The sequence below is a fragment of the Rhizobium sp. BR 314 genome, assembly GCF_047445805.1.
Lineage (GTDB): Bacteria > Pseudomonadota > Alphaproteobacteria > Rhizobiales > Rhizobiaceae > Rhizobium > Rhizobium lusitanum_B.
This window is the reverse complement of record NZ_JARWLA010000030.1, coordinates 74,575-86,257: the sequence shown is the minus strand read 5'-3', so window position 1 is coordinate 86,257 and position 11,683 is coordinate 74,575. Positions and strand designations below refer to the sequence as shown.

The 11,683-nt window shown below is 59.5% G+C and carries 10 protein-coding genes and 2 pseudogenes; 7 read left to right on the top strand and 5 right to left on the bottom strand.

The features are described 5' to 3' along the window. Both QD461_RS27725 and QD461_RS27720 read left to right on the top strand, forming a co-directional pair. Positions 1-198, top strand: a 198-nt coding sequence (locus tag QD461_RS27725) for a hypothetical protein (protein ID WP_414090458.1), incomplete at its 5' end; no start/stop codon positions are given. A 149-nt stretch (positions 199-347) separates the two neighbouring features. Continuing rightward, the gene (locus tag QD461_RS27720; RefSeq protein ID WP_414090457.1) at positions 348-719 is read left to right on the top strand and encodes a hypothetical protein; all 372 of its coding nucleotides are present in this window, start codon (positions 348-350) and stop codon (positions 717-719) included. Between the two features lie 337 nt (positions 720-1,056). Here the strand turns inward: QD461_RS27720 and QD461_RS27715 are convergent, their stop codons facing one another. Then, positions 1,057-1,521, bottom strand: coding sequence for a DUF2867 domain-containing protein (locus QD461_RS27715; RefSeq protein WP_414090464.1), 465 nt, complete (start codon positions 1,519-1,521; stop codon positions 1,057-1,059). A 216-nt stretch (positions 1,522-1,737) separates the two neighbouring features. Here QD461_RS27715 and QD461_RS27710 point away from each other — a divergent pair, with 216 nt between their 5' ends. The 4 genes and pseudogenes from QD461_RS27710 to QD461_RS27695 all read left to right on the top strand — a co-directional run bounded on the left by QD461_RS27710 (position 1,738) and on the right by QD461_RS27695 (position 5,177). Further along, a complete protein-coding gene (locus QD461_RS27710) occupies positions 1,738-2,148 on the top strand; it encodes a winged helix-turn-helix transcriptional regulator (protein ID WP_414090456.1) in 411 nt (136 codons plus the stop codon). Between the two features lie 621 nt (positions 2,149-2,769). After that, the gene (locus QD461_RS27705; RefSeq protein WP_414090455.1) at positions 2,770-3,117 is read left to right on the top strand and encodes an XRE family transcriptional regulator; all 348 of its coding nucleotides are present in this window, start codon (positions 2,770-2,772) and stop codon (positions 3,115-3,117) included. Next, positions 3,117-4,418 (top strand): type II toxin-antitoxin system HipA family toxin, encoded by a 1,302-nt coding sequence (locus QD461_RS27700; RefSeq protein ID WP_414090454.1) that lies wholly within the window; start codon positions 3,117-3,119, stop codon positions 4,416-4,418. Before QD461_RS27705 ends, QD461_RS27700 begins: the two co-directional genes overlap by 1 nt. A 57-nt stretch (positions 4,419-4,475) precedes the next feature. Then, positions 4,476-5,177: pseudogene (locus tag QD461_RS27695) on the top strand (IS6 family transposase). A gap of 172 nt (positions 5,178-5,349) precedes the next feature. Here QD461_RS27695 and QD461_RS27690 read toward each other — a convergent pair. The 4 genes from QD461_RS27690 to QD461_RS27675 all read right to left on the bottom strand — a co-directional run bounded on the left by QD461_RS27690 (position 5,350) and on the right by QD461_RS27675 (position 10,872). Beyond that, positions 5,350-8,523, bottom strand: a complete 3,174-nt coding sequence (locus QD461_RS27690; RefSeq protein ID WP_414090453.1) for an efflux RND transporter permease subunit — start codon at positions 8,521-8,523, stop codon at positions 5,350-5,352. After that, the gene (locus QD461_RS27685; protein ID WP_414090452.1) at positions 8,520-9,959 is read right to left on the bottom strand and encodes an efflux RND transporter periplasmic adaptor subunit; all 1,440 of its coding nucleotides are present in this window, start codon (positions 9,957-9,959) and stop codon (positions 8,520-8,522) included. Before QD461_RS27685 ends, QD461_RS27690 begins: the two co-directional genes overlap by 4 nt. Further along, on the bottom strand, positions 9,956-10,375 hold the full coding sequence (locus QD461_RS27680; protein WP_414090451.1) for a FixH family protein: 420 nt from the start codon (positions 10,373-10,375) through the stop codon (positions 9,956-9,958). The genes QD461_RS27685 and QD461_RS27680 overlap by 4 nt, the downstream gene beginning before the upstream one ends. Before the next feature lie 113 nt (positions 10,376-10,488). Next, a complete protein-coding gene (locus tag QD461_RS27675; protein ID WP_414090450.1) occupies positions 10,489-10,872 on the bottom strand; it encodes a hypothetical protein in 384 nt (127 codons plus the stop codon). Between the two features lie 444 nt (positions 10,873-11,316). Between QD461_RS27675 and QD461_RS27670 the strand changes: the two are divergent. Continuing rightward, positions 11,317-11,589 (top strand): annotated as a pseudogene (locus tag QD461_RS27670) (IS6 family transposase); the annotation flags it as partial. Positions 11,590-11,683: the final 94 nt, after the last annotated feature.

The following is an 11,683-nucleotide window of genomic DNA, read 5'->3' as shown; positions in this document are numbered from 1 at the left end:
CCCGAACCCGAAAGCCCAGAACCACCAATCAGCATCGCAGCCAATCCAGGAAACACTAGAGCGAAGGTCGTCGTCGCCAGCAGCGCCGCCGCCCTCGTCAGTGATCGGGCTTATAGAGAATGCACCACGCCGCCGTCAATAGGGGTTCTGAGAGAAATTGCGAAAAATGTACTAAGCATTGAGCTTTCTGGCCGCTGATCGGAACGCTGAGCCGATGCATCAAGTACTCACTCGGGTGACTGCCAACCCGCTACCACTCAAGCCCCCAATCCCAGCCATCTGATCAATACGTCACGTGTAGGGTGAAGCAATGTAGGATATGGCCCGAACCTTAGACGGCTTTGCTGATGCTGCATGCGCAGGGCCAAGTAACGACCGGGCGGTTAACGACGTTGTCGAACGATGTCTGCATCGAGATCGCAGCGTCATCGCTCGCAATGATCGCGTCGAAGCGTCGGGTCGTGCGCCCTCTTGCCAAAGGGCTGGATGGGTTTGTCGCCAAGGATGCGGCGGTGCTGCATGCCGGCTTGGTGTCGTCCTCCTATATCACGGTCGACGACACCGGCGCCCGCCATGCCCGCAGCAAATTCCTTACGACGCAGATCGGCGGCGAACATTTTACCGTCTTCCGCACATCTGCCATTCGCGCTGTCAATTTTTTGAACCAGTCCGGATCATCTCCATTGATTTCGCAGTTCGCGTTTCGCTGGAGCTCGTGAAACCCCTCGCTCCCGGGTGGCCTAACGAGTGCCATCAGGATCTCCGACACGAGGCGCATCCGGAGCATGCCCGAAACAACCTCTATCCATGAAACAGCCCTCTTGAATGCCGTGATCACAACAGGATGTATTCCGCCATAGACGGCAATCTCATCCGCAGAGACGCACATCCCTGATTTTCAGAACGGACTCTAATTCTGCAGGGATTCGTCTCGGCGTTCGTTCGGGCAACGGCCTACACCTTGCTGTCGCTCCGCAAAGTGGTACCACCAAATCAAGCACGACAAGGCGACGGGGAAATCGCGCCATTCTCCGCTTCCCCGCGACCCGATCTAGCCTATATCGCCCTTGCTGCCTGCTCCAGACTCGCCGGCGCGATAACCCGGTGGAACGGCGCAATCACCGCCAGGTACATCCGTCCCAGCCAGTTATGGCAATGCACCACCGTCACCACGACTAGCTCCCGGCCGCCCGCCGTGTCCGCACGCAGCAGGATTGCGAGCCGGAAATCGAGATGCCGATCGTCTTCGCCCATCACCAACTCCCCTGCATTCTTCGACAGCAGCGGAAAGAAGCCGATCACCGGACCTCGCGCCGCAGCAGCAAAACCGACCGCGCGAGACGATTTGACGCCGACTGGCGCCATAATCGCATCCCGCACGCGGGTCAGCGCGCGAACCCACCACGCCTGCCGCTCGAATCCAGCGCGCGCCAGCACTTCAAGATCGTAGTCAACTCCCGCCGGCAGGCGAACCGCGTACGCATCCAGCAAGTCCGCGCCCCCATAAAGCGGAGCTAGCACGCTTTCGAACGGCACAGCCACTGCGTGGGCTTTTATGCCGACACCTTTCCCCAAAGTGTCAACAGCCGCAGGGGGTGAAGGCAAACCCGGTGCCCGAGGCATTGCATCTTCCTGTGTGGGTGTCCCGGCCGGCTCTATGTGAGGTACCATTTTGCGCGTCCTTCTGCTATCGTTTTCCGAGCAAAGATGTAACTCGGACGCTACGGAAAGTATAGCATGAAATTTCCCAAACCCGGCCAGCCCGTACGCGGGTCGCGAACCGGACACCCAACCATGGCGCTTCTCGATCTACTGGGGCGGCGCATGAGCCTGCGCATTTTGTGGGAGCTCGCTCACGCCGGACAGCCTCTAACGTTTCGGGAACTGCAAGCAGTCGCCGAAACAAATCCGAGCCTCCTAAACACACGCCTCAAGGAACTGCGGGCCGCTGCCATCGTAGTCCATCACACTGGCGGCTATAGCTTGAGCGAAGAAGGGAAGGCGTTGGTTCGCCTCATCATGCCGCTTGACGAATGGGCCGTCGCTTGGGGCGCAAGACTCGCGGCCGAAGGTGCTGCGCCGGCAGCGCTAAATCCGACGCAAGACACTCCGGAAAGGGACTGGCCAAGATCAAAAGAAGGTCAGTGACCGTTCTCCTGCCAAGACGCTGGGGCGTCGGGCGCTTTGAGGTCATGCGTGCTTTGCGCAAGGGGGCAGGCTGCGATTTTCAATCTGACGGGGGACGTCCGTGTATAAGCATGCACCGTCGATAAGTGGCGTCGTTTATATGGCAACTATGGAGGCAAAAGCATTCTATGGGACGACTGCCGCTCAATGTGAAAGATATCAAGATCCGTCTTTCCCCCGAGACCACGAGCCGGATTGAGGCACTGGTAGGCAATTACCAGATTGCGACTTTCATCAGGGAAGCAGTCGCGCGGGAGCTAGTGCGGCGAGAAACCCAGCGCCGGAAAGAAAGCGAAAATGAGGGCCACCTATCAGGCGACGATCATTTCTCTTAGGAGCAGGACGTTGCCATCCGAGAGGTGGTTTGAAACTAATTGTCCCGAGGATGCCGCGATATTGGATACCATCCGTGTAGCGTTCGATGCCGCTGGCATCGAGTTTATTCCTGAAAACGGTGGAGGTGCCGGCGCCCCATCGGAATCCCGCTCTAGATAAACAATTGTTGCGGAATTCCGCTCATTCCGGTAAAAAAGAGTTCGTGCGGAATCCCGCTCGTTGGTGTGCATTGGATCGGAATACCGCATGAACTCAACGATCTTCAACTTTCTCGGTCAACAGCTGCTTGCAGCGCGGCGTCGGCGCGGTCTGAACCAGCCTGATCTTGCCGCACGGGTTGGACGCAACCGCGCGCGCATATCGGAACTGGAACGCGATCTGGCGACCAACCGCCTTGGACGGGACCGGCTCACCCTTTTTGTGGAGCTTTGTGACGCTCTTGATCTTGTACCTCTTCTAGTCCCGAAATCGCGCGTCTCGGAACTGCGGCCCTTCATCGAACACGATCTGCCACCCCAGCATTCGGCAAAACCATCCTCTGCGTTTGATGACCTATTCATCGATCTCGATGATAGCGATTCTGAGGAGAGATAATGGCAAAAGCAGCGGCTGTTCTCGGCGTTTACATCCTTGATCAGATGCGTGGCACCATCAGGGCAGGAACCATGACACGCGACGGAGATGGCGCCGTGTCTTTCGTGGTGGCAGAAAGCTTTCTGCGGGATCCCACCCGTCCGATCCTCAGTCTCGGATGGTATGATCCGGAAGATGAGAGCAAGACCCGCGATCGGCTCGCAAGCCGTGGGGATAAAATTGGACTGTATGGCACCTTGCCACCGTGGTTTTCAGGCCTACTGCCGGAAGGTGCCTTAAGGGAACTGGTGATGTCGGAAATGGGGCCTGGCGATCACGACGAATTTGACGTTCTGACCAGGCTCGGCGCAGACTTGCCGGGAGCGATCTTCGTTGTCCCAGAAACCGGTGTGCCGTCTTCAGCTGGTCCCCTTGATCTCGACAGGGTACAGGGATTTAAGGCGACGCTACCAAAGGGCACCGTTAAGTTCTCGCTCGCCGGCGTCCAACTGAAGTTCACCGGCAATCCCGTCGGCGGCCGCCTCACGGCGCCTGCTCGTGGTGAGTCCGGCCGTTGCATCATAAAAATTGCAACCGACCGGTTTCCCGGTCTTCCGGAGGCAGAATATGCGGGAATGCGAATGGCCGCGATGATTGGCGTCAGGACCGCTAGATGCCGGCTCGTATCGCGTGATGCGGTAAGCGACGTACCGTCCGAGCTGCTCGCCCACGGAGAGAATGTGTTGGTCGTCGATCGGTTTGACCGGACAGAAGACGGCGGAAGAATTCACATCGAGGATGCCGGCCAGGTCATCGGCGCGATTGGCGAGCGGAAATATACGATGGCGACGACCGAAACGGTCATCAACATGGTTCGTCGCTTCAGCACCGATCATCGAGACGACATCCTGGAAACCATTCGCCGCGTCGTCGCCGACGTATTGCTTGGCAATGGAGACAATCATCTCAAGAACTGGTCGTTCTGGTTCCCGAGGCCAGGGGTCATCCGGCTTTCGCCCGCGTACGATATCGTGCCCACAGTCCTTTTTCAACCGGCTGATGGAATGGCGCTCCGCTTTGTCAAAACGCACAATTTCGAAACCGTTAATCTTCATCGTTTTGAGCGCGTCGCAAGCTTCCTGCGACTTGATCCCAAACTAATCCTTCACGAAGTCAGAACTGCCGTTATTCGTGCGCTCGAGACATGGCCGTCGGTTGCTCCCCATTTGCTGGGGGAGGAGAAAGCAGCAAGGTTGCTCGACCGATTGGATACGCTCACACTGGTGAACGAAATCAGAGCTGGGGCCGCGAAAACTCAATAATGTGAACGGGCATCGTCAACTCAACGAAGCATGGACTTGAATGTGGGATGCTCGGCCATGATTGACCGAGATCCTCTTTGCCGCCGGCATCGTTTTCCCGCCGAAATCATCGCCCATACCGTGTGGCTGTATTTCCGGTTTCCGCTCAGCCTGCGTATGGTCGAGGACATGCTGGCGACGCGAGGGATCATCGTTTCGCATCAAACGATCCGGCTGTGGGTAGAGAAATTCGGCCGCACCTTCGCCAACCAGATCCGTCAACGTTCGTGCGGCCGGCTCGGCGATAAATGGCATCTCGACGAGGCCGTCATTTCGATCCGAGGCGAGAAGCATTGGCTGTGGCGCGCCGTTGATCAGGACGGATTTGTGCTGGAGGTGCTGGTACAAAGCCGCCGCAACGCCAAGGCAGCCAAACGCCTGATGCGTAAGCGGCTAAGGGGCTAAGGCCGTTTGCCACGCTCGACGGTGACCGCCAAGATCCGATCCCATGACGCCGCAAGACGAGAGATCATGCCGAGCGTCGAGCATCGATCTCACAAGGGTTTCAACAACCGGGCGGAGAACTCCCATCAGCCAGTGCGACAGCGAGAGCGGATCACGAAGCGCTTCAAGTCACGGCGACAGTTGCAGCGCTTCGTCTCCATTCACGATCCGATTGCCAACCTATTCCATATCCCTCGCCACGACATGTCCGCCAGCCACCACCGCGAACTGCGCGCCGTCGCCATGGGCATGTGGGCTGAAATCGCTCGGATATAATTGGAAAGCCGAGCAGGAGCACCAGCTGTCCCCTAACGGACGTTAAGTTTACGGTGCCGGCTGATCTCGGCAGTGAAGGTGTGGCGGCATTGGCCGTCGTGCTGAAGGAAACGCCTTCAATCCGAATACCATTGTTTTCAGATCAGATGAATTTCCTTCAGCATTCATTCATTTATTCGGCGGCTTCGAGATTCCTCCTCTCGGCCTCAAGGATCGAGTAGTCTGCAGTGGATGTTGCAGGCAGTCGCCATCCCTTGATCAGGCCATAGACAGCAGGAATCACGATCAGCGTCAGCAGCGTCGACGACACCATGCCACCGATCATCGGCACGGCGATCCGCTGCATGATCTCCGATCCGGTACCAGTTCTCCAGAGGATGGGCACAAGCCCCGCCATGATGGCAACCACGGTCATCATCTTCGGCCGGACGCGCTCGACCGCGCCGACCATTATCGACCGATTAAGGTCTAACTTCGAGAAGGCCCGGCCCTCCTTCTCACAGGCCTCGCGCCGCTCCTTCATCGCATGGTCGAGGTAAATCAACATGATCACACCGGTTTCCGCCGCGACGCCCGCAAGAGCGATGAAGCCGACGGCGACCGCTACGGACGCGTTGAAACCCATCCACCACATCAGCCAGATGCCGCCAACCAGCGCAAACGGTAGGGACAGCATGACGATAACAGTCTCGGTCAGCGCCTTGAAGTTCAGGTAGAGCAGCAGGAAGATCAGCGCCAGCGTCAGGGGAACGACGACAGCAAGCCGCGCTTCGGCCCGTTCGAGATATTCGAACTGGCCGCTCCAGGCGACAGAATAGCCTGGAGGCATCGTCACGCTCTTGGCGACCGCCTGTTGGGCTTCGGCGACGTAGCCGCCGAGATCGCGATTGGCGATATCGACGTAGATGTAGACGGCAAGCTGGCCGTTTTCGGTGCGGATCGTCGTCGCTCCGCGCGTCAGCTTGATGTCCGCGACCTCGCCGAGAGGAATAGTTCCGCCGCCGGGCAGGGATATCTGCACGTCCCTGGCGATGGATTGCGGATCGCTTCGCGATGCCCGCGGGTATCTCATGGCCACGCCATAGCGTTCCCGTCCTTCGACCGTCTGGGTCACGACCTCGGAGCCCAGCGCCATGCCGACGACGTCCTGAACGTCTTTGATGGTCAGACCGTAGCGGCCGAGCGCCGTCCGGTCTGGTATGATGTCGAGATAGTAGCCGCCGATCACCCGCTCCGCGTAGGCGCTGGAAGTGCCTGGAATCGTCTTCAGCACGCTTTCGATCTGCCGGGCGATCTTCTCCATCTCGCCGAGGTCGGTGCCATAGACCTTGACCCCGACAGGCGTCCTGATCCCGGTCGACAACATGTCGATGCGCGCACGGATCGGCATCGTCCAGGCGTTGGAGACGCCGGGGAATTGCAGGGCGGCATCCATCTCCTGTTTGAGGCTCTCAGTGGTAACACCCGGCCGCCATTCCGACTTCGGCTTCAGGGTGATGATCGTCTCGAACATCTCGGTCGGCGCCGGGTCGGTGGCGGTCAGCGCGCGGCCGGCCTTTCCGAAGACGCTCTGCACTTCGGGGAAGGACTTGATGATCCGGTCCTGCGTCTGCATCAGTTCGGCCGCCTTGGTGACCGATATGCCCGGCAGGGTGGTGGGCATATACATCAGCGTGCCCTCGTCGAGATTGGGCATGAACTCGCTACCGATATGCTGCACGGGCCAGATGGTAACTCCAAGGATCACGAGCGCTGCCAGAATGGTCAGCGTCTTCACCCGCAACACGCCAGCAATGACGGGGTGGTAGATCCAGATCAGGGACCGATTGAGAGGGTTCTTGTGCTCGGGAACAATGTAGCCCCGAACAAAGAGGACCATCAGGGCGGGTACCAGCGTCACTGACAGCAGGGCGGCCGCCGCCATCGAGAAGGTCTTGGTGAAGGCGAGTGGGCCGAACAGGCGGCCTTCCTGCGATTCCAGCGTGAAGATCGGCAGGAACGATACGGTGATGATCAGCAGGCTGAAGAACAGCGCCGGACCGACCTCGCTCGCCGCCTCGACCAGGATGTCGATGCGGGGCTTGTCCGGCGGCGCTCGCTCGAGATGCTTGTGGGCATTCTCGATCATGACGATGGCCGCGTCGATCATCGCGCCGATCGCGATGGCAATGCCGCCGAGGCTCATGATGTTTGCGCCAATACTGAGAAGCTTCATGGTGATGAAGGCGATCAGGATGCCGACGGGAAGCATGATGATGGCGACCAGCGCGCTACGCACATGCAGAAGGAAAGCGATCGTCACCAGGGCGACGACGATGGATTCCTCGACCAACGTGCCTTTCAAGGTCTCGATTGCCGCCTCGATCAGCGTTGAGCGGTCGTAGACAGGGACGATCTCGGTTCCTGCGGGAAGGCTGCTTTTGACGGCGTCGAGGCTCGCCTTGGCATTGTCGATCACAGTCAGCGCATTGGCTCCGAAGCGCTGCAGTACAATGCCGCTTGCGACCTCGCCTTCGCCGTTCAGCTCGGTGATACCACGCCGCTCGTCCGGCACGAGTTCCACTCTCGCGACGTCGCTGAGCTTCAGCGGTGCGCCATTCTGGCTTTTCAGGACGATGCTCTCGATATCAGGGATACCCTTCAGGTAGCCGCGGCCACGCACCATGAACTCGAACTCGGAGAGCTCGATCGTGCGGCCGCCAGCGTCGGTGTTGCTGGCGCGAACGGCGTTAGCCACGTCGTTGAGCGAGACACCCTGGGCCTTGATCCGCGCTGGATCGACGACGACGGAATACTGCTTGACGAAGCCTCCCACACTCGCGACCTCGGACACGCCTTCGGCCTTGGACACGGCGAACCGCACCACCCAGTCCTGAAGCGACCGCAGTTCGGCAAGCGACAGTTGCTTGGCGACAACAGCATATTGATAGACCCAGCCCACGCCCGTTGCATCGGGGCCGAGTGTCGGCGTGATACCCTGTGGCAAACGGCTCTGTGCGGCGTTCAGATATTCAAGGACGCGGCTTCGCGCCCAGTAGGGATCGGTGCCCTCCTCGAAGATGACGTAGACGAAAGAAACGCCGAAGAAGGAGAAACCGCGCACGACCTTCGACTTCGGCACCGTCAGCATCGATGTCGTCAGTGGGTAGGTCACCTGATCCTCGACCACCTGCGGAGCCTGGCCGGGATATTCGGTGTAGACGATGACCTGGATGTCGGAGAGATCGGGAATGGCGTCGAGCGGCAGGGATCGCAGCGCGTAAACGCCGCCGGCGATGGCGAAGGCCGTGCCGACGAAGATCAGGACAAGATTATGGGCGGACCAGGAGATGACGCGTGAGATCATGGCTTGGCCTCCTCCGATGTCATCGCGCTGAGCGCGGAGTTCAGGTTGCTTTCGGCATCCAGCAGGAAGTTGGCGGCCACCACAACCCTGTCTCCCGCGACGACACCCTCTGCGATCTCCGTCTGGTTCTCGCCGCGAACGCCAAGCTTGACGTCCTTAGGTTCGAACTTCCCATCACCTTTATCGATGAAGACCACCTGGCGATCGCCGGTGTCGACGACGGCGCTGCTGGGGACGGCGACGACAGGATTCGGCGCACCCGCCTCGATTTCGACGTCGGCATACATGTTGGAAAGCAGCACGCCGTCGGGATTGGGGAGTTCGATACGGACCTTCGTCGTGCGCGTCTGCATGTCGACTTCGGAATAGATCAGATCGACCACACCCTTGAACATCCTGCCAGGGAGGCTTCTGATGGTAACGTTGACCTCGGCCCCACTTTTGACCGAAGCCAGATCGTATTCCGGCACGTCGGCCATCACCCAGACGTTGGAGATATCGGCGATGCGGAACAGCACGTCGCCGGGCTTCGCCATCATGCCTGTCGTCGCCATGCGTTCAAGGACGATACCGTCGCGCGGGGCGACGTAGGTGATGCTCGTCGGCACCTGACGGCTATCCGCAATGGTGTCGATCACCTCCTGTGGCACGCCGAGATTTTTCAGGCGCAGCGCCGAACCGGCGTTGCCATTAATGCGCACATCGCCCCTGCCGGCGGCATACTCCGACGCTGCGGTCGCGATCTCCCTCGAATAGAAGCGGAAGAGCTTGTCGCCCTTGCGGATGCGGCCGCCCGTCGTAACGTCGGCAACGTCGTCAACAAACGAATCCGTTCGCATCGAGATGATGCTGACGAGACGCTCGTCCAGAGTTACGGTCCCCGGCACCTGGATTCTACGGCTGATGCTCGCCATTTCCGCGATGGCCGTCTTCACGCCCGTGCGCTGCAGCTTGCCGGGCGAGACTTTGACGATCGAGGCGTCGCCCTGATCATCGTCGAAGACAGGGATATAGTCCATGCCCATGGAATCCTTCTTCGGGACCTTGGATGTGTCGGAGAGACCCATCGGGTTTCGGTAGTAGAGGATCTTACGATCCGCCAGCTTCGCACCTGTTTTGGCTACATCCGCCGTCTTGTCCGGTTTCGCAGCGGCGTCGCTGAAGCTGACATCCTCGCTTTCCCTGACGGCGATAAACGGTCGGCCATCCGCGGCATTCTTCGGCGTTGCTGAGAACTGCGGCTGTCCGTCCGGATGGCGGTAATAGATGATCGCCCCCGTCGGGGTGGCCACGGAGGCTTTGGGCGTCGCGAGAGCAGGCTCGAACACATTCAGGCCGAGCCGCGCGCCAAGATTGTTCGTGCCAGCCCAATAGCCTCCCCCGCCGAGCAATACGGCGAGGGAGAGCGTGGCTGCCACACGGGATGGCGTGTTCAAGGTGCTGCCTTCAGGACGAGTTCGCCCTGGACTGTATCAGGTTCGCCCTGAACCTTCGCGGCGAGCTTGAAGCGCCAGCCGCCCGCCATGGTGAAGTCCGTCTTAAAGGCGTAGACGCCAGGCTCCGACGAGGTCGCGGCCTCGACGGGGGTCGTCATCATCTCCATGCCCTCGGGAGCCATGTCCATGCGGGTGGTGAAGATCACGGCATCGGGAACGGGCTTGCCCGTCCGCTTGTCGATCAGGCGCACCGAGACCAGCGATCCCTGGCCTTGTTTCACATCGGTCGAGACAGGCTGGAATTCGTAACCCTGCGAGGCTGCAAGGGTCACGGTGGCGGAGCCGGCGATCAGCACGCCGGAAAGGAGCATCGCTCCCACGGAAAAAGAAGTCTTGTTCATGATATTCGATCTCATCGGGACGGATGTCTTGATCACGTCCTCGGGTCAAATTGATCGCCATTGGATCAGCGTGGACGCGTGCACGCCCCCCTGCATTATCCGCAGGCATGTTCAAAAATGGCTGGAGATCAGGCTTTCGGAGGTCGGGCCGGCGGCTCGACGAGTGCCGACATCCGTTGCGACGCCGGCAAAAGATCGTAGCGATGCGACTGCCACGAGATTGAGAAAGACCAGGCATGGCTGTCAGGTGCGTGCCCGAAGATCGATGTCGTGCAGACCAGGGCGAGCGGGCATCCCCTGGCGCAATCCGGCTTGACAGGCTGCTCGTCAGGACAGCAGGGCATATCTTCCGCCATCTGCATTCCGGGCATGGCGCTGGCCATATCTTCCATCGTCACAGCACCCGAAGAGGCCATGGCGCTACCTGCCAACCCGATGCTCATCGGGCCGATGATGACCGCGAGCATGGCGACGAGCAACAAAAGGCGGTGGGCGCTTCCGAAGAAAGTCATAGGGCAGTATTGGCACGATGCTTCAGCAATTGGAAGTCGGGCTCACGGAGTTGTGTCCTCACTCACGGGAGGCTACAGCACTAATCGCCGCCCTTATCGAACCCGCATCCAGGCTGCTTTCGTCCCCTGCGGCCCGGCAACCGCCGCGTCGACACCGCCCAACAATGCGTTTGCGTTCGAGGGGTATCATTCAATCCCCATAGGATCGCGCGCACCCGCGGCTTAGCCCAACACGTTTTTAGCTCACCGTCGCCGGAGGCCTCGGTGCGCCCGCAACGTCGATACTGGCGACGCCAAGCTAAAAACGCTCTGCATTATGCCGAACGCGGCATAAGGGAACATAAATGTCCCCCGGTTTGACGGTGCACTTCGGACTTTCCCGTGGATCCGGCCCGGCGATGTCTCGTTGTTTGTGGCTTAGCGGTTGATGGTTAAGCCATCTCGATGAACCCATCGAACGTCAGGTACAAGAACCACCGTTTTCCTCCACAGGTGGTTGCCCATGCAGTGTGGCTATATTTCCGTTTCCCGCTGAGCCTGCGCTTGGTGGAGGAAATGCTGCTGGAACGCGGCATTGTCGTGTCTTACGAAAGCATCCGCCGCTGGGGTCGCAAAGTCGGTGCGGCATATGCCAAGCAACTGCGCAGAAAGAAGCCGTCCCGAAAGGACATCGGGTATCTGGACCAGGTTGTGACTTCCATTGGCGGTCGGAAATACTCTTATGACCAACATCAAGTTTTGAGACGCACTTCAAAACGCCACCCGCTTCGCGGGCAGCGCATAGCATTGTGTCACGGTCAGGATGGGTCAG

Bases quoted from the DNA above. Each gene is read 5' to 3' on its own strand.
- QD461_RS27700 (WP_414090454.1), top strand. From the start codon at position 3,117: ATGGCAAAAGCAGCGGCTGTTCTCGGCGTTTACATCCTTGATCAGATG.
- QD461_RS27680 (WP_414090451.1), bottom strand. From the start codon at position 10,375: ATGAGATCGAATATCATGAACAAGACTTCTTTTTCCGTGGGAGCGATG.
- QD461_RS27720 (WP_414090457.1), top strand. From the start codon at position 348: ATGCTGCATGCGCAGGGCCAAGTAACGACCGGGCGGTTAACGACGTTG.
- QD461_RS27705 (WP_414090455.1), top strand. From the start codon at position 2,770: ATGAACTCAACGATCTTCAACTTTCTCGGTCAACAGCTGCTTGCAGCG.
- QD461_RS27690 (WP_414090453.1), bottom strand. From the start codon at position 8,523: ATGATCTCACGCGTCATCTCCTGGTCCGCCCATAATCTTGTCCTGATC.
- QD461_RS27675 (WP_414090450.1), bottom strand. From the start codon at position 10,872: ATGACTTTCTTCGGAAGCGCCCACCGCCTTTTGTTGCTCGTCGCCATG.
- QD461_RS27710 (WP_414090456.1), top strand. From the start codon at position 1,738: ATGAAATTTCCCAAACCCGGCCAGCCCGTACGCGGGTCGCGAACCGGA.